A 19,768-nucleotide genomic window follows, 5' to 3' on the forward strand; every position below is an offset into this window, starting at 1 on the left:
TTTAATTTCCGATATTTAATTTACTATTCTTATACCCATAAATAAAGTAAAATATCAATCCGATTACTAGCCAAACGCCAAACCACATCCAGTTGGAAACTGCCATTCCGGTTAATAAATAACAGCAAGAAACCAATCCTAATAACGGAATTAACGATAAGTTTTTTGTGAACGATAAAAACGTCATTACCGCGCAAACTAGTAAGAAAACTAACATTGGTAAGTTGGTTGCCATTTTACCATCAGAAAAATCTAAAATATCGGTGAAAAATGTGGGTACATATTTAAAAATCAATCCAACAGCAACTACCATAATCGCAGGAAAAATAAATTTCGAATTCACATACGGAATTCTGAATTTTCCTTTAGTAGCGCGTTCTGCTAAATCGGCTTCACTTTGTGGAGAAAGCATTAAAACTCCACCACAAACCAATACAAACGCAAACAAAGTTCCAATACTAGTAAAGTCTAATACGAAGTTTTCATCGGTAAAGAAAATCGGTATTCCAACAACCAAACCGGTTACAATTGTAGCAAAACTTGGTGTTTTGTATTTTGGATGAATTTCGGCAAATTTCTTTGGCATTAATCCATCTCGAGACATCGTCATCCAAATTCTAGGTTGTCCCATTTGAAAAACTAATAGAACACTTGTCATGGCAACAACAGCAGCGATTGATACAATAAATAACATCCATTTTACACCTTTTAAAGCAAAAATTTCGGCCAAAGGATCGCTTACACCTAGTAATTCGTAAGAAACCATTCCGGTGATAACTAAGGCCAAAACGATGAAAACTATCGTACATATTACCAACGAATAAATCATCCCTTTTGGTAGATCTCTTTGTGGATTTTTACTTTCTTCTGCCAAAGTTGATACCGCATCAAAACCAATATAAGCAAAGAAAACTGCAGAAACTCCAGCCATTACACCTCCAAATCCGTTTGGCATAAATGGTGTCCAATTGTCTATATCTACATAAAACGCTCCTACTACAATTACTAAAATGATGATGGCCAACTTAATGTAAACCATTGCATTACTAAAGTTTTTAGACTCTTTTGTTCCTCTGTAAACCAAATAGGTAATTAATAAATTGATAACCACAGCAGGCAAATCGAAAATGATTTTAAGACTTCCAAGTACTGGTGCATTTTGCCAAGCGATTAGACCTTCACCAGCTTTATTTTCTAGAAAAGCAGCATGAGCTGACTTATAATTTATGGTCAACCATTCGGGTAAATGAATGTGAAATGTTTCTAATAAATTGGTGAAATAACCACTCCACGAAAAGGCAATATAAATGTTTCCGATGGAATATTCCATAATCAAAGCCCAACCGATAATCCAAGCGAATAACTCTCCAAAAGATACGTAGGCATAAGTGTAAGCACTTCCAGAAACTGGTACGCGTGAAGCAAATTCGGCATAACACATTGCTGTAAATCCGCAAGCGATTGCACACATTATATACAAAATAACTACTGCTGGACCGCCAGAAAAACAAGCGTTTCCAATGGCGCTAAACGTTCCGCCGCCAATAATTGCAGCTATTCCGAAAAAGGTTAAATCTTTAACTGTTAATACTTTATTCAATCCCGAATGTTCGCCATCGCCGCCTTCTTGAATTATCGTTTTTGTTGATTTTTTTCGAAATAAATTTGAAAAATTCATATAGTTTGATTTGATAGATAGTATAATTAAAATTAACGCTTTGCTAACTTTTGGTGAAAACAAATATATAAAACTTAACGAATAAATTTTTTAAACTTTGTTAGAAATATAACTTATCAGTTTACAGCTACAAAAAATGTAAAAAATCGTCAATTTTTCATTTTATGAAATCGAAAAATAAAGTGTTAATTTTTGGCAGATTTCATTTTTAAAATACATTAAAATTTCACTAAATGAATTTTAAAATCACTCTAAAAAATCAATAGAGAAACACTATCATAAGATAATAAAATATAATGATAATCTATTGCGTCAGAGCTGTTTTAAATACTACTTTTGCACCAAATTAAAAATAACATTAAAACCATATAAACTATGTCATTAGTAGGAAAAAAATTCCCAAGTATCTCAGTTGACGCAATGTCTGAAATGGGCGACAATTTAAAAATTAACATTTTCGAAGAAGCAGTAAACAACAACAAAAAAGTTTTATTGTTTTGGTATCCAAAAGATTTCACTTTTGTTTGTCCAACAGAATTACATGCTTTTCAAGCTGCTTTACCAGAATTTGAAAAAAGAAATACAATTGTAATTGGTGCTTCTTGTGATACCAACGAAGTACACTTTGCTTGGTTAAATACTCCAAAAAACAATGGTGGAATTGAAGGTGTTACTTACCCAATTTTGGCCGATACCACTAGAAATCTTGCATCTGCTTTAGATATTCTTGATGCAGAATGGGTTTACAATGAAGAATTGAACGACGAAATTCTTGAAGGTTCTAATGTGACTTTCAGAGCTACTTATTTAATTGACGAAACTGGTAAAATTTTCCACGAAAGTGTAAATGATATGCCATTAGGAAGAAATGTAAACGAATATTTACGTTTGGTTGATGCTTACACGCACGTTCAAACTAAAGGTGAAGTTTGTCCTGCAAACTGGGAAGAAGGAAAAGAAGCAATGAACGCTGATAGATTAAGTACTGCTGCGTATTTAGCTCAAAACTAAGAATATAAATTCCAAATTTGAAATTCCAAATTCCAATGAATTAAGTTGGAATTTGGTTTTTAAAATTTGATAATTCAAATAAAACTATGTTAATCGAATTAAACGAAGATACATTACAAGATTTAGTAGCATCAAATAATAAGGTTGTAGTTCAATATTCGGCATCATGGTGCGGAAATTGTAGAATTATGAAACCTAAATTCAAAAAAATGGCTTCAGAAAATGAAGAAATTACTTTTGTTTTAGTGGATGCAGAGAATTCTCCAGAGTCAAGAAAGTTAGCGAATGTTTCTAATTTACCAACTTTTGCAACTTTTGTAGGCGGAAAGTTATTGAACGAAACACAAACTAATAAAGCAGAAGTTTTGGCTGAATTGGTAAGTGAAATTTCATCAAATTAAGACTACATGAAATTACCAGTTATCAAACATTTGACGCAATTTATTGAAGAAAATGACCAAGATTATTTAATTGAAACTATAGAAGTTCTTGAAGCTTTAACCGAAGTTCCGTCATTGAAAGATGAAGAATTGGATGTGATTGGCGAATTAATTTCTAATATGTACGGCGCACTCGAGGTCAATAAAATGATAAAAGAAGGCAAAGGCAAAAAAGAAGCACTGAACGATTTTATGAAACGTGTTTTAGGTTCGATAGATAAATAAAAAAAGAAGCTCTCATCAATTTGGGAGCTTTTTTTTTGACTATTTTTGAACTATGGAAATACTACTAATTTCAATTGTTGCCTTTCTCGTTGCTATTCTAACGTTCTTTTCAGGATTTGGATTAGGAACACTATTAACGCCAATAATGATGATTTTCTTTCCGGTTGAAGTTGCCATTGCTTTGACTGGTGTAGTTCATTTTTCTAATAATTTATTCAAATTAGTTTTAGTTGGAAAAAATTTCAATAAAGAGGTTGTACTCCGTTTTGGAATTCCAGCTGTGCTATTTGCTTTCATTGGTGCAATGCTTTTGATTCAAATTCCGAATATGCAACCTATTTATTCGTATCAATTATTTGAAAAAACATTTGAAGTATTTCCGATGAAATTGATAGTTGCCATTTTCATGTTATTCTTTGCAATCATTGATTTGATTCCGTTTTTCAACAATTTACAATTTGATAAAAACAAACTCCCAATTGGCGGTGCTTTAAGTGGTTTTTTCGGAGGATTGACTGGCGCTCAAGGTGCGTTACGAAGTGCATTTCTAATTCGTGCCGGACTTTCTAAAGAAGCATTTATTGCGACCACAGTTGTTATTTCATCATTTGTAGATTTCACCAGACTTGGAGTTTACAGTACTCGAATTTTGAATTTAGACTTGAAAGAAAATTTGCCATTACTTATTTGCGCCACACTTTCGGCAATGACAGGCGCTTTTATTGGAAACAAATTATTAAAAAAAGTCACTCTAAAATTCCTTCAAATTTCAGTAGCGACTTTATTAATTATTATTTCTATCGGATTGGGATTGGGCTGGATTTAATCTTTCACACCAAACTTCGTTAAAATATCTGCCATCAAACACCATTTTGTAATTGATGACTGTAAAAGATTTAGCCCTACAAATCCAGTAAACCACAACCAATTTTGATTTACGTAGATAGATAAAATAACACTGATAAGGATAAAAGTTCCGGCAACTGCGTGTATGATTCTTGTTTTCATATTAATATTAGATTTTAGATATTAAATATTTTTCTAATTAGATTTTTCGATGTTTAAAACAGCGGAATGAATGTGAGATAACGTTTCTTGTTGGCTATTGAATTCTGTTATTAGGTCAAAAACCAAGTCAACATTTTCTTTGGGTACGAATGCGTAAAACATAATCGATTCGTTTTCGTTCATTTCTGCACCAAACCAATTGCTTTCAATAGCATCTTCGGAAGTATTTCTATAACACAAAACATCTCGGTAAGAAAAAGTTTTGACTTGTGCTTTTTTTAGAATTTGTTTTACTTCTTTTTCAAATTCTGCAACTGCTGTTATTAATAGTAGTTTCATATTTTCTAGTTATGAGTTGTGAATTTTTCTTCGATAACTTCTGTTGGTTTCTCCCATTTTTTTCTTTCAGTGATGTAGTAGATTAATGGCACTACAATCAAGGTTAGAATTGTTGAAACGATAGCACCAAATACCAACGAAATCGCTAATCCTTGAAAAATTGGATCGAATAGAATAATTACGGCTCCAATTACAACGGCTCCTGTTGTTAATAAAATTGGTGTGGTTCGCACTGCACCTGCTTCTATAATGGCTTGTTTTAATGGAACTCCATCGTTCAGTCGGATTTCGATAAAGTCGATGAGCAAGACGGAGTTTCGAACCATTACTCCTGCCAAAGCAATCATACCGATGAAAGAAGTTGCTGTGAAAAATGCTCCTAATAACCAGTGTCCAAATACAATTCCGACCAACGAAAGTGGAATCGCCATCATCATAACCATTGGCGTTTTGAAATTTTGGAACCAACCTACAATCAGCATATAAATAATCACGATAACAACCGCAAAAGCTACACCCAAATCACGGAAAACTTCCAATGTAATTTGCCATTCTCCATCCCATTTTACCGTAAAATCACTTTCGTCGGAAGGTTGTTCCATGTATAATTCGTTGACTTTGTAGCCTTTTGGCAATTTCATTTTTTGCAATTCTTCGTTCATTCCCAAAATAGCATACACCGGACTTTCTAATGTTCCTGCCATATCAGCCGTTACATAAACTACTCGTTTTTGGTCTTTTCTGTAAATTGTTTTTTGCAAAGTATCAGCAACCACTTTTACCAAATCAGAAACTGGAACTACATTGCCTTGACTTCCTTTGATTTTTAAATTCTGAATGTCTTGCAACGAAGTTTTGTCTTTGTCATCAAGTGAAAGCACGATTCCAACACTGTTATTTGAATTTTCATCATATAAATTAGAAACAGGATATTCTTTCAACAAATAAGTCAGATTTCCAACTACTTGTTGTGGAGCGATACCATTAAGCATTGCTTTTTCTTTGTCCACTTCCAATCGATATTCGGTTTGATTGTCTTCAGTCATCCAATCGACATCTACAATATCAGACGTTTTTTCTAAAATACCTTTTACTTGATTGGCAACTGCAATTTGATCTTTATAATTTGGACCATAAATCTCGGCAACCAATGTTGATAAAACTGGTGGTCCAGGCGGGACTTCGATAATTTTAACATTCGCACCATATTTTTTAGCAATCTTTTGCACTTCTGGACGAACCAATTTGGCAATATCATGACTTTGTAAATCACGGTCTTCTTTGTGTAATAAATTTACTTGAATATCCGCCATATTGCTTCCGCCACGCAAGTCGTAATGACGAACCAAACCGTTGAACGTAATAGGTGCAGAAGTTCCAATATAATTTTGATAATCCACAACTTCTGGAATGGTTGTTAGGTATTGAGCAATTTCTTGAGTCACAGCTGCTGTTCTTTCTAACGTAGTTCCTTCTGGCATATCAACTACCACTTGGAATTCGTTTTTGTTATCAAAAGGTAGCATTTTTACCAAAACGGATTTAGTGAAAAACATCAAAACTGAACCTGCTAACAAAACAACAGTAATTCCCAACATTACTCTACGTTTGGTAGAATTTTCAAGAAATGGTCGTTCAATTTTGTTGTAAACTCTATAAATCCATGACGTTTCTAATCCTTGTTCGGCTTTGTGTTCTTGTTTGTCTTTTTCGTGTAATAAATGGTAACCTAAATAAGGCGTAACCGTTAAAGCTACAAACAACGACAATAACATCGCAATAGAAGCTCCAATTGGCATCGGACTCATATAAGGTCCCATCATTCCTGATACAAACGCCATTGGAAGAATTGCTGCAATTACGGTAAACGTTGCTAAAATCGTAGGATTTCCAACTTCGTTAATCGCAAAAATAGCCGCTTGTTTGAATGGTAATCGCTTCATTTTGAAATGGCGGTGCATATTTTCGGCAATGATAATACTATCATCAACCACAATTCCGACCACGAAAACTAAGGCGAAAAGTGTGATTCTGTTAAGCGTATAACCCAACATATAGTAAGCAAACAAGGTCAAAGCAAACGTTAATGGCACAGAAAAGAATACCACTAAACCACCACGCCAACCCATAGCTAACATTACTAAAAGTGTAACGGCTATAATCGCAATTCCTAAGTGCATCAACAATTCTCCTACTTTGTGAGAAGCAGTTTCTCCATAATTACGAGAAACCTCAATATGAACATCGTCGGTAATTAACGTTTTCTTCAAACCTTCTACTTTTTCAAGTATTTTGTCTGCTATTTTCATTGCATCAGCGCCTTTTACTTTTCCAATAGAAATAGTAACAGCTGGATATTCTGATTTGTTTTTGGTGTATTTCTCATTAGCTTTTCCGTAACCAAAAGATACATAACTTCTTGGTGTTGAAGGACCATCTTGAACAGCAGCGACTTGTTTTAAATACACTGGCATGTTTGCATTTACACCCACAACCAAATTCTCCACATCTTCTGAATTGGATAAAAATTGTCCTGTTGTTACCAAATATTCTTTATCATTTGAAACAAAACTTCCCGATTGTGAACTACCATTATTGGATTGAATCATTTGCATAACACCCAAAGCATCCACGCCATTTTCGGCCATTTTATCTTTGTCTAAAACTACTTTTAGCTCACGCGTTCTTCCGCCAATTTCTTTGGTAATGGCAACGTCTTTTACTTTTTCAATTTCAGAAGTTACTTCTTCCGCAATTTGACGAATTTCAAAATCGTTTAATGTTTCACTCCAAAGGGTCAATCCCATCATAGGAACATCGTCAATCGAACGTGTTTTTACCATGGGTTTGTAAACACCTTTTGGGAACATATTTTCGTTTTTCATTAACTCGTCGTACAATTTCACATACGAACGTTCTGAATCTTCGCCTACATAAAATTGCACAATAATCATCGCTTGACCATTCATAGCCATACTATGCAAATGCTCGACACCTTTGATGTTGGATAATACTTTTTCGAGTGGTTTTATCACACGGCTTTCCACTTCTGCCGGACTTGCTCCTGGATAACCAATCATGACATCGGCCATTGGAACATTAATTTGAGGTTCTTCTTCACGAGGAATTAAGAACGAACTATATACGCCGATAATCATCAAAGCAACCATCAATAGAATGGTTAATTTAGAGTTGATGAAAAAATGGGCAATTTTACCTGATATACCTTCTTGCATGATTTTTTGTTTAAAGTTTAAGGTTTAAAAGTTTAAAGTTGTTTTCTAACTAAACTTGAAAACTGCGACTGATTACTGAATACTAACCAAAGCTCCGTTATACAATTTACCTTCTGCTGAAACGATGTATTGCTCGTTAGCCGATAATCCTGATAAAACTTCTACTTGATTACCAAATGATTTTCCGGTTCTTATCCATCTTAAAATGGCTGTTTTTCCACCAGCTATGGTGTAAATTCCTGTTAGTTGTCCTTGTTTTACCAAAGCACTTTCTGGCACCATTACTTTATCAGATTTTACAGTTGTTTCAGCTTTTGGTTTGTTGGCTATTGGAAACTGGACATTCACAAACATTCCTGATAAAATGGCTTTGTCTGTAGCGTTTAAAGTAACTTTTACTAAATATTGTCCGCCTGTATTTTTAGCTGAACCACTTACTTCGGAAACTTTTCCTGCCACTTCTTTGTTGATTGATTTTACTAAAACCTTAACTGACATTCCGTTATTGATTTGAGCAATATCACTTTCAGAAACCATTGCAGTAACTTGCATTCTTGAAACTCCTTCAACACTAACTAAAGGCATTCCTGGATTCGCCATATCACCTTCTTTTACAAACGTATTAGTAACTTCTCCAGAAAATGGAGCTGTAATATTAGAATAAGAAAACTGCGCCATTACTTCGTTTCGCATTTGTCTTGCTCCTTCTAAACCAGCTTTAGCCATTTCGTAACGCGAAGTCATATCGTCCAATTCTTTTTGAGAAGCACTTTGCTGATTGAATAAAGCTGTAAATCTTTCGTAATCTTTTTTAGCATTATTGAAAGCTGCAGTTGCTTGTAGAATTGAAGTATCTACTTGTGCTTTTTTGGCTTGTAAGTCGGTGTTGTTTACACTTACTAAAAGTTGTCCTGCGCCTACTTTTTGTCCTACTTTTACGTGAACTTTAGTCACATAACCCATCATTCTAGTTGATACATTGGCACTGTTTTCGGCTTCAATTTTACCACTTGCGGTTACATATTCTCCGTTATTATCTGCTAAAATTCCGCTTACTTGAACTGCAATGGCTGGTTCGTTATTGGTTGCTTCTTTCGTTTCTTTTCCGCATGATACGAATAAGATAGTTGAAAGAGTTAGGATGGTTATTACTTTCTTCATAATATTTTCTATTGTCTTAATACTTAATACTCTAATCTTAATACTCTTTTACTTCGTTAAAAATTGCAAATATTGCTTAGTGAAATTATACTCGAAAACCGATTGCAAATGCTCCAATTCTTTTTGAATCATTTGGGTTTCTGATTGTAATAAATCGGTTGTTTTTTCTAATCCTTGTGTGAATCTATTTTGGCGAATTCTATAAGCTTCTTGGGATTGTTCCAAAGCCAATTGCGACAGATTTACTTTATTTTCAGCATCTTTCAATTGACGATTGGTTTTGTTTAATTCCAACTGACTTTGTTTTTTATATTGGTCTTTTTCAACATCAGCTTTTTGAAATTCTGCTTTGGCTTTTTGAAATTTCCCAATCGATTTATATCCATCAAAAACATTCCACGATAATTGTGCTCCAACTAAATAACCTTTAGCAGCCGTTCCTAAAAAGTTTTTGTCGTACAATTCATAACTTCCGAAAGCATTTAATCTTGGTAAGAAAGCCATTTTAGACGATTGCAACATTTTAGCATAAGCTTCAGACGATTTACTCATCGCTTGAATATCTTTTCTATTGTCTGATAATGAAGTGTTTATTTCTTCAATTACAATTGCATTATCTAATTCTTCCGATGGTTTGTAGATTTTCCCATTACTATCTTCATTCAATAAAAAAGCTAAATAATCGGACGCATTTTGCACGTTACTTTTTGCATATTGCAATTGGTTGGCTATTTCATTTACTCGAACTTGAACATTCAGCAAATCGGTTTTTTGCAACATTCCTTGTTTGAAATAATTATCAACTAATTTCAAATTGGCTTTTCCTGTTGCATTGGCTTTTTCTAAAACCTTTACAGCTCTGTATGCTAATTGTAATTGCATATACGCTTTTGAAACTTCTAATTCTAAATATTCTTTAGTACGTTCGGTTTGCAATTGATAGGCTTCCATTTTAGATTTTGCAGCTTTTCTTTCAAACAAACCATCAATATTGATAAGTGGTTGTTGGATTTCAAATTTGGTTGCAAAATTTTGAGTCTTCGCTGGATCATTTAACAACGCTGGATTGAAATCGGATGCTGTTAAAATTTCTTGATTTAGTTTAGAACCAAATGCCATCAATGGATTGGTTGTAGAAATTCCGGTATGAGACACATTGATGTTGGGCAAAAAGAGTGCATTGGATTGATTGTAATCTGCCCTTGCCGATTGATAGGTTTTTTCGGCAATTTTTATTTGCAAATTCTTCTCGGATACTTTTTGAACTAATTCACTTTTAGAAATAGCCAAAGTATCTTGACTAAAACCAAAAAACGAACTCAAAATTGTTCCTGTAAAAATGATGTAACTTATTTTCTTCATAATTTTATATCTGAATTATAAAGCAAAAGTAGAACGGTAAAAATGGCTTTACAGTTACAAATGTTACAGAGTAACTAATGTTACAAAAAAAGCGTCCAATTTCTTGAACGCTTTTTGAAAAAATAGTTTGATTAATTTAGTTAACTATCACCTTTTGAGAAACATAAAATTTATTATCAAAAATAAAAGTGATGATAACCGTTTGATTTGTAACACCATCAATTTCAAAATTCATTGTATTATCTCCTTGTTTGGCATCAGAAACTTCACCATCTGTGATAATTTTTCCGTCTAATGAAGTTACGAAATAATCAATTGTTGTTGGATAAGCCATAGTAAAGTTAATTTTTACAAAACCATTCTGAGTTGGATTTGGTGAAACTGTCATAGAAAATGGATTTTTTCCGTTGATTTCTTGAACTCCTAAAGGTTGATTTCGAATCAATTTCACTTCATAAATTGTTGCATTTGCCGAAGTTGTAGAAGTTTGATTCACGCTAAACGGATTTTGCGTCGGACTACTTAAACCACCAACAATGTGACCAATTACAAACTCATTTGCCGTGATTTCATCCAATTTTAGTACCTCATTAGAAAAATGCGGCAAACTTTCATTTGGTATAAATTCGGCACTTGCGCCTTTTAAAGATGGCATTGTTTCCGGTAATTGATATTCTTGCAAACTTCCATCTGCAAAACGCGTTGTACGACTTATTGTGTTTACAAAAGGTACATTATCATCTTGAACTAAAGTCGTTCCATTGTAATGAAATTGACTTAATCCACCAAAAAACAAATTGTGCATTCGGTTGGTCGTTGCATCATATAAACTTGAATGAGCACTATGATAATTACTCAAATATTGATTAAAAGTGGTTTGAGGAAGATATCCAGACGACTTAATATCAACAGGATACAAAAAAGGCAAATCTACATTAATTTGGAAAACTCCTGATGAAATGGTGTAACCCAGTTCTCCATTTGGAAAAACTTGTGGTAACAAATTATAATCTCTTCGGTGTAAATGAACGGCATCAGTAATGACTTCATAATTGGAAATACTCAATTGTGTTCCCGAATTGTCAATGGTAAATTTCTTGATTCCATTAGTGTACGTTTGCACAAAAGTTGGATTGTTCATCGGATTGTAGCGTCCGTCAAAACGATGACCTCCAACAAGATAGAACGTGCTTCCAATTTTACCCAATTGTCCTCCATTAACTGCTAAATTTTCGTCGGTCATTTGCTTGAAATTACTTGCAATTGGAGTTCCATTGATCACTGCATTTATAAGATTTGGTACATCAACAGAAGTCATTTTGTTGAATGTAATATGATCATTTACAGTAGCAGAAAAAGCATAACCTCCGATTAAATATAATGTCGTATCATCTTGATAAAAGTTGAAATTAGTTGCTTGAAGTTGTTCTTTTAAATTAGTTGCCAAAGAATTTACAGAAGCCGACCAAAACTGATTGGTAGCAATATCAACCACAAAAATAGTAGCGTTATTACTTGCTGCAGGAAAAGAATTAAAAGGTTGACGCGCATGAATTCCGTCAATTCTTCCTCCTATTATTAACCATTTTCCGTTGTGTTGCCCAAAGGCATAAGAATGTATTCCTGGAAAATTAGGAATGGTTATCGGATTTAATTGTACCTGATAATCAAAAGTATTTTGTGAAAAGGCAAAACTTGAGATTAAAAGCAATACAATTTTATATAGTATTTTCATTTTAAGATTTTTAAAATTACACAATAGTTAGATAGTGCCAATTGAAAACTGGCACTATTTTTAACTATTGAGTTGTTAATCTATGATTTTTTTTCTTCTGATTTTTTAGAAGAACAACAGCCACCTTTTTTTTCATTGGTTCCACAAGATTTTTTTTCATCTGAAGAACATGATTTTTCGGTTTTAGCCTTTCTCTTTTTTTGTTTTGGCTCTTGTTGAGCGTTTACATTCATTGAAAATAATAAAGCTACTGTTGCTATAATTGAAACTAATTTGTTCATTTTTTATGTTTTAAATTTTTAAATTGATTTGTTGTAATTCATTAAATTACATTGATTTTAAGACAATAAAAACGATTCTGGAGGTTGCCAAATAGTTACATTATAATTGGAAATGAAATTTTTGTGGTATAAACTATTTTCCTTTTTGGGAATGAAAATAGTATTGTTTGTGAAATTGTAAGTTGTTGCAAATACAATAAAGCTTGAACTACTAAAGTTAAAATTTAAAAGGCATTTCTCTTTTTCACAACCTTTTGTTGGTTCACAATCGGAATTGGATTTATTGCACGAAACTAGTTCTTTCTTAGCAAATTGCATTTTGATTGCTTTAACCGATGGAATAATGGTTAAGGCGTTAAAATAGAAACACAATAAGATTGCTAAAAATTTCATGGTACAATAGTACTAAAAATAAATCGTAAAAAATGTGACAAATGTTACACAATTAAGATGTTTTAATGAAATATTTCTTCCTCAACCAAAATGCTACATTTACTAAGATAATTAATGCAGGAACTTCTACTAATGGACCAATAACACCTGCAAAAGCTTGTCCGCTATTGATTCCGAAAACGCCTATGGAAACGGCGATTGCTAACTCAAAATTATTTCCTGAAGCAGTAAATGATAGCGCAACGGCATCACGATAATTCGCTCCAATTTTCTTTGCAACAAAAAACATCAAGAAGAACATAATTGCAAAGAAAATTACTAATGGAATTGCAATTCGAACCACGTCCATTGGTAAATCGACAATCATTTCGCCTTTCAAACTGAACATTACTACAATTGTAAAAAGTAAAGCAATCAACGTAATTGGTGAAACAAACGGAATAAATTTCTGATTGAAAAATTTGTCTCCTAAATATTTTTTAATTGCAAAACGACTAATTACTGCTAAGGCAAAAGGAATTCCTAAATAGATTCCGACCGTTTGAGCGATTTCGGTTATTGTAATATTTAATTCTAGTCCTTTAATTCCGAATAAAGGCAACATGATTTCCAAATAAAAATAGGCATACAAACTGAAGAAAAAGACTTGAAGTAAACTATTAATTCCAATTAATCCAGCAGTTAATTCGCGGTTTCCTTCGGCTAGTTCGTTCCAAACGATTACCATCGCAATGCAAGGTGCAATTCCGATAATAATCAATCCAGTCATGTATTCGGGATAATCTTTCAAGAAAAAAGTGGCTAATAAAAACATCAAAAACGGACCAAAAATCCAAGTGATGAAAAACGAAGCTGATAGTAATTTTGGCTTTTCAAGCATTTGAGGCACTTTAGAAAAATCGATTTTGGTTAACGGTGGATACATCATCAAAATCAACCCAATAGCCAACGGAACATTCGTAGTTCCTGAAGAAAATGAATTTATAAAGTCATCTGAATTTGGAATAAAATAACCAATAGCAACACCAAGTAACATTGCTAAAAATATCCAAAGCGTTAAAAAACGGTCTAAAAATCCTAATCTTTTTTTCATCGTATTTATTTCTTTATTTGACTAAAAACGAAATACATTTCGCTAGCAATTTGCAAACTGCGTTCTGCATATTTTTCATTCATTAAATCAGTTCCGTCAAAAGCTTTTGGATCATCATATTTTATCGGAAATCTTGCTTCTGCACCAAAAACCATTGGACAACCTTCATCAGCATTATTGCAAGTCACGATGGCTCCAAACTTGCTTTTGGGATTAAAATCATCGAAATACGTTTTCGAAAAACAAATAATTGGATGTTGATTTTCATCAAATTTCACTGCGTAAACTGGATTTTGTTCTTCGCTTAATTTCTGAATTTCAAATCCTTGATTTCCTAAAGTTTCACCCACTTTCGGAAACATAGCTGTTGCTTCCGTTCCGCCAGAATAACAAAAAATATTTTTGATTCCGAAATGAAACGCCATCGTTTGTGCCCAGATTTGAGACAAATGACTTCTGCGTGAATTGTGGGTGCAAATGAAATTTAGACGAATTTCTTCGTTGTAATTTACTTTGTTTTGAAGATAATCAATAAAAGGATGTAAAACTTCCTTTCGTTCGTTAGGAACAGAAATTTCTGTAATTGACTGTATTGTATTTGATAAATTTTCAAGCATAGATTATTTTTTTTTTCCGCAAAGAGCGCAATGATTTACGCTAGGTTCGCACAGGATATTATTTTTTTGCCACAGATTTCAAAGATTAACACAGATTCTTTGAGAAACATCGTGAAAACTTTGTGAATCCTTGTGCTACTTTTTAACAACAACCAGAATCTGGTGTACAACAAGAAGTTTCTTTTTGCTTCCACTCGCCGATTTTTACTTTCAATTTTTCTGGTGGAATACCGCAATTGTCTTTGGCTAAACAATCGGTTAATTTTGACTTTAATTGGAAATTAGTTCCGTCAAAGTCTAAACTAAATTTACCGATAGTTTCTTTCATCTGATATTCGACTTCAATTTCTAAATCGGGAATTTGAAGTTTTTCTTCTGATAATTCAATAATGTGAACCAATTTTTCAGGATGCAATCTATGATCGTAATCATTGGCTTCCCAAAGTTGAAAATTAACAACCTCTTCGTTTCTAACAACGCCACCGCAATCGATGAAATGCTTAGTGATTTTTCCAACTTCGGTTACATGAAAATGACTTGGAACCAATTCGCCATTAGGCAGTTGAAAAGCAATTTGAGTAAGATTTTTTAACTGATTTTTTATTTCTGATAGTTTCATAGTTTTAGTATTAAGATTGAAGTATTAAGTATTAAGACATTCGAATTTACCTAACAACATTTATTCTTAAGTTTATGACGAATCACACCAAAGTGATTTTCAATTTTATCAATTGTATCAGGATTTATGCAGTAACAAATGGCAGTTCCTTCAATAGTTCCTTTGATGATATTAGCGTTTTTTAATTCTTTCAAATGTTGTGAAATGGTGGGTTGTGCCAATGGCAATTCGTTTACAATATCACCACAGATACAAGTGTCAACCTTCAATAAATAGTCTACAATTGCAATTCTCGCCGGATGCGAAAGTGCTTTAAATAAACTTGCCATTTCGTTATGTTCTGTAGAAAATGATTCCGATTTAGATGCTCCCATTTTTATAAATAATTATTAAATTGCAATATTACAATAAAACAATGATAAAACAAATATAAATTGTGTTAAATTTTAAACCCAATTTCGCTATTCCCAATTCCGAAAAAAATTCATACTTTTGACATCTTAAAACTATACACAAATGGCATCAATAACATTAGGAGGAAATCCAATAAACACCAATGGTGAATTACCAAAAGTAGGTTCGAAAGCACCTCAATTTCAATTACTAAAAACCGATTTATCTGAAGTAACTTTAGCTGATTTTGCTGGAAGTAAATTAGTCTTAAATATTTTCCCAAGTGTTGATACTGGAACTTGTGCAGCATCTGTACGACATTTTAACGAAAGTGCAAGCAAATTAGAAAACACAAAAGTACTTTGCATTTCTAGAGATTTACCTTTTGCCCAAAAACGTTTTTGTGGTGCAGAAGGATTGGAAAATGTAGTAAATTTATCTGATTTTAAATCAGGAAGTTTCGGTAAAGATTATGGTTTAGAAATGACAGACGGAGCTTTAAATGCTTTGCACTCAAGAGTTGTAATTGTCATAGACGAAAATGGTGTTGTAAAATATACAGAGCAAGTAGCAGAAATTGCTGATGAGCCAAACTATGAAGCGGCATTAGCTTCACTATAATATGGAATTCCAAAGAGACACAAAATTTTTATCAGGACGATTCAAAAGTATGGGATTTGCCTTTAAAGGCGCCATCAAATTAATCACTACAGAACACAGTGTTATGGTTCAAAGTTCCATAGCAGTTTTGTTGATTATTGCTGGTTTCTACTTTGAAATTTCTCATGAAGAATGGTTGATTCAAACCTTAGCAATTGGTTTAGTTCTTGGAATTGAAGGTTTGAACACGGCTGTAGAAAAAGTCGCAGATTTCATTCATCCTGAATACCATGAACGCATTGGTTTTATAAAAGACATTGCCGCTGGAGCGGTATTTTTTGCAGCGATGACTGCAATTGCTGTTGGATGCATTATTTATATTCCAAAATTTTAGACGATTATAACTTAAAATTTCTATTTTTATAAAAACTATTGAATTTCGAATGGCAAAACAAGTAAAAAAAGAAAAAACAAAATCAACCGAACCCGAAGAAAAACTTCCGTGGAAAATGAAAAGGCAATACAAAGTAGTTTTGGGTTGCCTTTTGGTACTTTTATCTATCGGATTATTAGTGGCATTTATTTCGTTCTTTTTACACGGTCAAGAGGATCAAAATTTAGTTTCGGATGTTACTGATAGAACTAAACCTGCCGCAAACTGGCTAGGAAAAGTGGGCGCTTTCTTGTCGGATATCTTTATTTATAAAGGTTTTGGAGCAGCATCGTTTCTATTTGTGAAATTATTTTTTGTTACCGGAGCGTTTTTGGTTTTAGATTTACCTCTTAAAAAACTCAAATCAACTTGGTTTTGGGATTTGTTTGCCATCATTGTTCTTTCCATTTTATTCGGATTTTTTGCTAATTCGTTACCCGAACTTGGTGGAACAATTGGCTACGAAATGAACTTGTTTTTTCAGGATTACATTGGGAAAATCGGAACTTTACTGGTTTTAGTTTTCGGAATTATTATCTATTTGTTATTCAAAATCAAAATTTCTCCAGATAGTATTAAAACGTTTTTCGAGAAGAAAAAATCGGAAATGAAAGACGAATTAACTCCAGTTGTGAATGCCATTAATGAAAATGGCGCTGGATACAATTTGGAAGAATTTGCAATTGACGATAAGGAAGAAGAAGCCGATTTTAATTTGGAAGACATTGTTTTAAAACCGGCATCGCAATTTGAAATCAATAAAGAATCCTTAAAACCTACCATTTCTAGTTATTCTGAAATTGAATTGGAACCGAGTTTAAAATCGCAACCAAAAATTACAGAACCAGTTACTCCTACTCTTTCGGTTACTCCATCAGAACCTGAAATTATCAAAACCAATGATGAAGCTTTTGTAATTGAAAAAGCCCAAGATGAAGATATTGTTGAAGAAAATTTAGCATCCCGACTTGTCGCTGATTTCGGATTATTCGATCCAACTTTGGAATTATCAAATTATAAATTCCCAACTATAGATTTATTAAAAGAATATTCAAGCGTTGGAATTACTATCAACCAAGAGGAATTAGAGGAAAATAAAAATCGAATCGTTGAAACGCTTCGTAACTATAAAATTGATATTGCTCAAATTAAAGCCACCGTTGGACCATCGGTAACGCTATACGAAATTGTTCCCGAAGCTGGAATTCGTATCTCAAAAATTAAGAGTTTAGAAGACGATATTGCACTTTCTTTATCGGCTTTAGGAATTCGTATCATCGCTCCTATTCCAGGAAAAGGTACTATTGGTATTGAGGTTCCAAACAAAAACCCAACAATGGTTCCGATGAAAACGGTTATTGCTTCGGCAAAATTTCAAGAAGCCGAAATGGAATTGCCTATCGCATTAGGAAAAACAATTTCGAACGAAACTTTCGTATTTGACCTTGCCAAAATGCCTCACCTTTTGATGGCTGGAGCAACAGGACAAGGAAAATCGGTTGGTTTAAATGCCGTTTTAACTTCGTTACTTTACAAAAAACATCCTGCCGAAGTGAAGTTTGTTTTAGTCGATCCGAAGAAAGTAGAATTGACGCTTTTCAATAAAATCGAAAGACATTATTTAGCAAAATTACCCGATTCTGAAGATGCCATTATTACTGATAATAGCAAGGTAATCAATACATTAAATTCACTTTGTATTGAAATGGACAACCGTTATTCTTTACTAAAAGATGCGATGGTTAGAAACATCAAAGAATACAATGAAAAATTCAAATCCCGAAAATTAAATCCAGAGCACGGACACCAATTTCTACCTTATATAGTGTTGGTTGTCGATGAGTTTGCCGATTTAATTATGACTGCAGGAAAAGAAGTCGAAACACCTATTGCCCGTTTGGCTCAATTAGCTCGTGCTATCGGAATTCACTTAATTATTGCCACGCAACGACCATCGGTAAATGTGATTACGGGTATGATTAAAGCGAATTTCCCAGCTAGAATTGCCTTTAGAGTAACTTCCAAAATTGATTCAAGAACGATTTTAGATTCAGGTGGTGCCGATCAATTAATTGGTCGTGGAGATTTATTGTTTTCTAACGGAAATGATTTAGTTCGTGTACAATGCGCTTTTGTGGACACGCCCGAAGTAGAAAAAATTGTAGATTATATTGGATCTCAAAAAGCCTATCCAAATGCGTTCATGCTTCCGGAGTATGTTGGCGAAGAAAGTGGTGTGAAATTAGACATCGATATTTCTGAAAGAGATGCGCTATTTAGAGATGCCGCAGAAATAATTGTTACTGCTCAACAAGGTTCGGCATCATTATTGCAAAGGAAACTGAAACTAGGCTACAACCGCGCCGGAAGATTGATAGATCAATTGGAAGCAGCCGGAATTGTTGGCCAATTTGAAGGCAGTAAAGCAAGAAGTGTAAACATTCCTGACTTGGTTGCTCTCGATCAATTTCTCAACAATGAACAAAATAATTAGTAAAATGAAAAGATTTCTTTCAATTGCGCTTCTTTTAATTATTAGCATTTCTGCTAACGCACAAGACAAAAAAGCTAAAGCACTTTTAGATGATGTTACGGCTAAAGTGAAAAGTTATAAAAATATTGCTATTGATTTTAAATACACTTTAAACAATGCTAAAGAGAATATAAATCAGGATAGCAAAGGAAATGTAACCATTGAAGGCAACAAATATGTCTTGAATTTTATGGGCGTAACTAAAATATATGACGGTAAAAAATCATATACTATTATTCCTGAAGATGAAGAAGTTACCGTTTCTAGCGTAAATGATTCAGACGATAAAGCCATTACACCAGCTAAAATGCTAACTTTTTTTAATAGTGGCTACAAATATTACATGGATATTCCGCAAAATGTAAAAGGAAGAAAAATTCAGTACATAAAATTGATTCCGAACAATACAAAAGACCAACGAAAAGAGATTTTACTTGGAATTGATGTTCAAACAAAGCACATCTATAATCTAATTGAAGTAGGCAAAAACGGTACAAAAACAACTTTGACTGTTAATTCTTTTAAAACAAATCAGCCTTTATCAAAAAATCAATTTACCTTTGTGGCTAGTAAATATCCAAAATACTACATCAATAAATTAGATTAGCCCT

21 protein-coding genes are annotated in these 19,768 nt (G+C 33.3%); 8 read left to right on the forward strand and 13 right to left on the reverse strand.

Annotated features, from left to right (window positions below; translation table 11 throughout):
* Window position 1: 1 nt before the first annotated feature.
* Window positions 2-1,678, reverse strand: coding sequence for an amino acid permease (locus LG45_RS15100; protein WP_035128707.1), 1,677 nt, complete (start codon window positions 1,676-1,678; stop codon window positions 2-4).
* A 375-nt stretch (window positions 1,679-2,053) separates the two neighbouring features.
* On the opposite strand from LG45_RS15100, the gene LG45_RS15105 reads away from it, so the two are divergent.
* From LG45_RS15105 to LG45_RS15120, 4 genes are all read left to right on the forward strand, one after another.
* Window positions 2,054-2,689 (forward strand): peroxiredoxin, encoded by a 636-nt coding sequence (locus tag LG45_RS15105; RefSeq protein ID WP_035128709.1) that lies wholly within the window; start codon window positions 2,054-2,056, stop codon window positions 2,687-2,689.
* An 86-nt stretch (window positions 2,690-2,775) separates the two neighbouring features.
* The gene (locus LG45_RS15110; RefSeq protein WP_035128711.1) at window positions 2,776-3,090 is read left to right on the forward strand and encodes a thioredoxin family protein; all 315 of its coding nucleotides are present in this window, start codon (window positions 2,776-2,778) and stop codon (window positions 3,088-3,090) included.
* A gap of 6 nt (window positions 3,091-3,096) precedes the next feature.
* Window positions 3,097-3,354: a DUF6952 family protein gene (locus LG45_RS15115; protein ID WP_035128713.1), complete on the forward strand. Its 258-nt coding sequence runs from the start codon at window positions 3,097-3,099 to the stop codon at window positions 3,352-3,354.
* Window positions 3,355-3,406: 52 nt separating this feature from the next.
* Entirely contained in the window at window positions 3,407-4,180 is a 774-nt protein-coding gene (locus LG45_RS15120) for a sulfite exporter TauE/SafE family protein (protein WP_035128715.1), read from the forward strand.
* On the opposite strand, the gene LG45_RS15125 is transcribed toward LG45_RS15120, so the two are convergent.
* The 12 genes from LG45_RS15125 to LG45_RS15180 form a co-directional block, all read right to left on the reverse strand.
* A complete protein-coding gene (locus LG45_RS15125; protein ID WP_255318234.1) occupies window positions 4,177-4,368 on the reverse strand; it encodes a YgaP family membrane protein in 192 nt (63 codons plus the stop codon). The genes LG45_RS15120 and LG45_RS15125 overlap by 4 nt on opposite strands.
* A 27-nt stretch (window positions 4,369-4,395) precedes the next feature.
* Window positions 4,396-4,701 carry a hypothetical protein gene (locus LG45_RS15130; RefSeq protein WP_035128718.1) on the reverse strand — a complete coding sequence of 102 codons (306 nt, stop codon included), beginning with the start codon at window positions 4,699-4,701 and terminating at the stop codon, window positions 4,396-4,398.
* A gap of 5 nt (window positions 4,702-4,706) precedes the next feature.
* Complete coding sequence (locus LG45_RS15135; protein ID WP_035128727.1) at window positions 4,707-7,937, reverse strand: efflux RND transporter permease subunit; 3,231 nt, start codon at window positions 7,935-7,937, stop codon at window positions 4,707-4,709.
* 72 nt (window positions 7,938-8,009) lie between these two features.
* Window positions 8,010-9,098, reverse strand: coding sequence for an efflux RND transporter periplasmic adaptor subunit (locus LG45_RS15140; protein WP_035128729.1), 1,089 nt, complete (start codon window positions 9,096-9,098; stop codon window positions 8,010-8,012).
* Between the two features lie 48 nt (window positions 9,099-9,146).
* Window positions 9,147-10,460 carry a TolC family protein gene (locus tag LG45_RS15145; RefSeq protein WP_035128731.1) on the reverse strand — a complete coding sequence of 438 codons (1,314 nt, stop codon included), beginning with the start codon at window positions 10,458-10,460 and terminating at the stop codon, window positions 9,147-9,149.
* A gap of 136 nt (window positions 10,461-10,596) precedes the next feature.
* Window positions 10,597-12,195 carry a hypothetical protein gene (locus tag LG45_RS15150; protein WP_035128732.1) on the reverse strand — a complete coding sequence of 533 codons (1,599 nt, stop codon included), beginning with the start codon at window positions 12,193-12,195 and terminating at the stop codon, window positions 10,597-10,599.
* 80 nt (window positions 12,196-12,275) lie between these two features.
* Window positions 12,276-12,476, reverse strand: coding sequence for a hypothetical protein (locus LG45_RS15155; protein WP_035128735.1), 201 nt, complete (start codon window positions 12,474-12,476; stop codon window positions 12,276-12,278).
* 57 nt (window positions 12,477-12,533) lie between these two features.
* Window positions 12,534-12,869 carry a hypothetical protein gene (locus LG45_RS15160; RefSeq protein WP_035128738.1) on the reverse strand — a complete coding sequence of 112 codons (336 nt, stop codon included), beginning with the start codon at window positions 12,867-12,869 and terminating at the stop codon, window positions 12,534-12,536.
* Between the two features lie 52 nt (window positions 12,870-12,921).
* Window positions 12,922-13,962, reverse strand: a complete 1,041-nt coding sequence (gene arsB / locus LG45_RS15165; RefSeq protein ID WP_035128741.1) for an ACR3 family arsenite efflux transporter — start codon at window positions 13,960-13,962, stop codon at window positions 12,922-12,924.
* 5 nt (window positions 13,963-13,967) lie between these two features.
* Window positions 13,968-14,579, reverse strand: coding sequence for a low molecular weight phosphatase family protein (locus tag LG45_RS15170; RefSeq protein WP_035128744.1), 612 nt, complete (start codon window positions 14,577-14,579; stop codon window positions 13,968-13,970).
* A 142-nt stretch (window positions 14,580-14,721) separates the two neighbouring features.
* The gene (locus LG45_RS15175) at window positions 14,722-15,198 is read right to left on the reverse strand and encodes a DUF6428 family protein (protein ID WP_035128747.1); all 477 of its coding nucleotides are present in this window, start codon (window positions 15,196-15,198) and stop codon (window positions 14,722-14,724) included.
* Window positions 15,199-15,248: 50 nt separating this feature from the next.
* Window positions 15,249-15,572, reverse strand: coding sequence for an ArsR/SmtB family transcription factor (locus LG45_RS15180; protein ID WP_035128750.1), 324 nt, complete (start codon window positions 15,570-15,572; stop codon window positions 15,249-15,251).
* Window positions 15,573-15,714: 142 nt separating this feature from the next.
* Here LG45_RS15180 and tpx point away from each other — a divergent pair, with 142 nt between their 5' ends.
* From tpx to lolA1, 4 genes are read left to right on the forward strand one after another with little or no spacing between them, the layout of a single operon-like run.
* On the forward strand, window positions 15,715-16,212 hold the full coding sequence (gene tpx, locus LG45_RS15185; protein WP_035128753.1) for a thiol peroxidase: 498 nt from the start codon (window positions 15,715-15,717) through the stop codon (window positions 16,210-16,212).
* A gap of 1 nt (window position 16,213) precedes the next feature.
* Window positions 16,214-16,585, forward strand: a complete 372-nt coding sequence (locus LG45_RS15190; protein WP_035128756.1) for a diacylglycerol kinase — start codon at window positions 16,214-16,216, stop codon at window positions 16,583-16,585.
* Between the two features lie 49 nt (window positions 16,586-16,634).
* On the forward strand, window positions 16,635-19,118 hold the full coding sequence (locus LG45_RS15195; protein ID WP_035128759.1) for a DNA translocase FtsK: 2,484 nt from the start codon (window positions 16,635-16,637) through the stop codon (window positions 19,116-19,118).
* Window positions 19,119-19,122: 4 nt separating this feature from the next.
* The gene (gene lolA1, locus LG45_RS15200; RefSeq protein ID WP_089046924.1) at window positions 19,123-19,764 is read left to right on the forward strand and encodes an outer membrane lipoprotein periplasmic chaperone LolA1; all 642 of its coding nucleotides are present in this window, start codon (window positions 19,123-19,125) and stop codon (window positions 19,762-19,764) included.
* The last annotated feature ends 4 nt before the right edge of the window (window positions 19,765-19,768 follow it).

The sequence above is a fragment of the Flavobacterium aquatile LMG 4008 = ATCC 11947 genome (assembly GCF_000757385.1).
In the GTDB taxonomy this organism is placed as follows: domain Bacteria; phylum Bacteroidota; class Bacteroidia; order Flavobacteriales; family Flavobacteriaceae; genus Flavobacterium; species Flavobacterium aquatile.

Coding starts and splice junctions, on each gene's coding strand:
- LG45_RS15155 (WP_035128735.1), bottom strand. CDS start 12,476: ATGAACAAATTAGTTTCAATTATAGCAACAGTAGCTTTATTATTTTCA.
- LG45_RS15170 (WP_035128744.1), bottom strand. CDS start 14,579: ATGCTTGAAAATTTATCAAATACAATACAGTCAATTACAGAAATTTCT.
- arsB (WP_035128741.1), bottom strand. CDS start 13,962: ATGAAAAAAAGATTAGGATTTTTAGACCGTTTTTTAACGCTTTGGATA.
- LG45_RS15195 (WP_035128759.1), top strand. CDS start 16,635: ATGGCAAAACAAGTAAAAAAAGAAAAAACAAAATCAACCGAACCCGAA.
- LG45_RS15180 (WP_035128750.1), bottom strand. CDS start 15,572: ATGGGAGCATCTAAATCGGAATCATTTTCTACAGAACATAACGAAATG.
- LG45_RS15190 (WP_035128756.1), top strand. CDS start 16,214: ATGGAATTCCAAAGAGACACAAAATTTTTATCAGGACGATTCAAAAGT.
- LG45_RS15100 (WP_035128707.1), bottom strand. CDS start 1,678: ATGAATTTTTCAAATTTATTTCGAAAAAAATCAACAAAAACGATAATT.
- LG45_RS15140 (WP_035128729.1), bottom strand. CDS start 9,098: ATGAAGAAAGTAATAACCATCCTAACTCTTTCAACTATCTTATTCGTA.
- LG45_RS15160 (WP_035128738.1), bottom strand. CDS start 12,869: ATGAAATTTTTAGCAATCTTATTGTGTTTCTATTTTAACGCCTTAACC.
- LG45_RS15175 (WP_035128747.1), bottom strand. CDS start 15,198: ATGAAACTATCAGAAATAAAAAATCAGTTAAAAAATCTTACTCAAATT.
- LG45_RS15110 (WP_035128711.1), top strand. CDS start 2,776: ATGTTAATCGAATTAAACGAAGATACATTACAAGATTTAGTAGCATCA.
- LG45_RS15130 (WP_035128718.1), bottom strand. CDS start 4,701: ATGAAACTACTATTAATAACAGCAGTTGCAGAATTTGAAAAAGAAGTA.
- LG45_RS15115 (WP_035128713.1), top strand. CDS start 3,097: ATGAAATTACCAGTTATCAAACATTTGACGCAATTTATTGAAGAAAAT.
- LG45_RS15150 (WP_035128732.1), bottom strand. CDS start 12,195: ATGAAAATACTATATAAAATTGTATTGCTTTTAATCTCAAGTTTTGCC.
- lolA1 (WP_089046924.1), top strand. CDS start 19,123: ATGAAAAGATTTCTTTCAATTGCGCTTCTTTTAATTATTAGCATTTCT.
- LG45_RS15135 (WP_035128727.1), bottom strand. CDS start 7,937: ATGCAAGAAGGTATATCAGGTAAAATTGCCCATTTTTTCATCAACTCT.
- tpx (WP_035128753.1), top strand. CDS start 15,715: ATGGCATCAATAACATTAGGAGGAAATCCAATAAACACCAATGGTGAA.
- LG45_RS15120 (WP_035128715.1), top strand. CDS start 3,407: ATGGAAATACTACTAATTTCAATTGTTGCCTTTCTCGTTGCTATTCTA.
- LG45_RS15145 (WP_035128731.1), bottom strand. CDS start 10,460: ATGAAGAAAATAAGTTACATCATTTTTACAGGAACAATTTTGAGTTCG.
- LG45_RS15105 (WP_035128709.1), top strand. CDS start 2,054: ATGTCATTAGTAGGAAAAAAATTCCCAAGTATCTCAGTTGACGCAATG.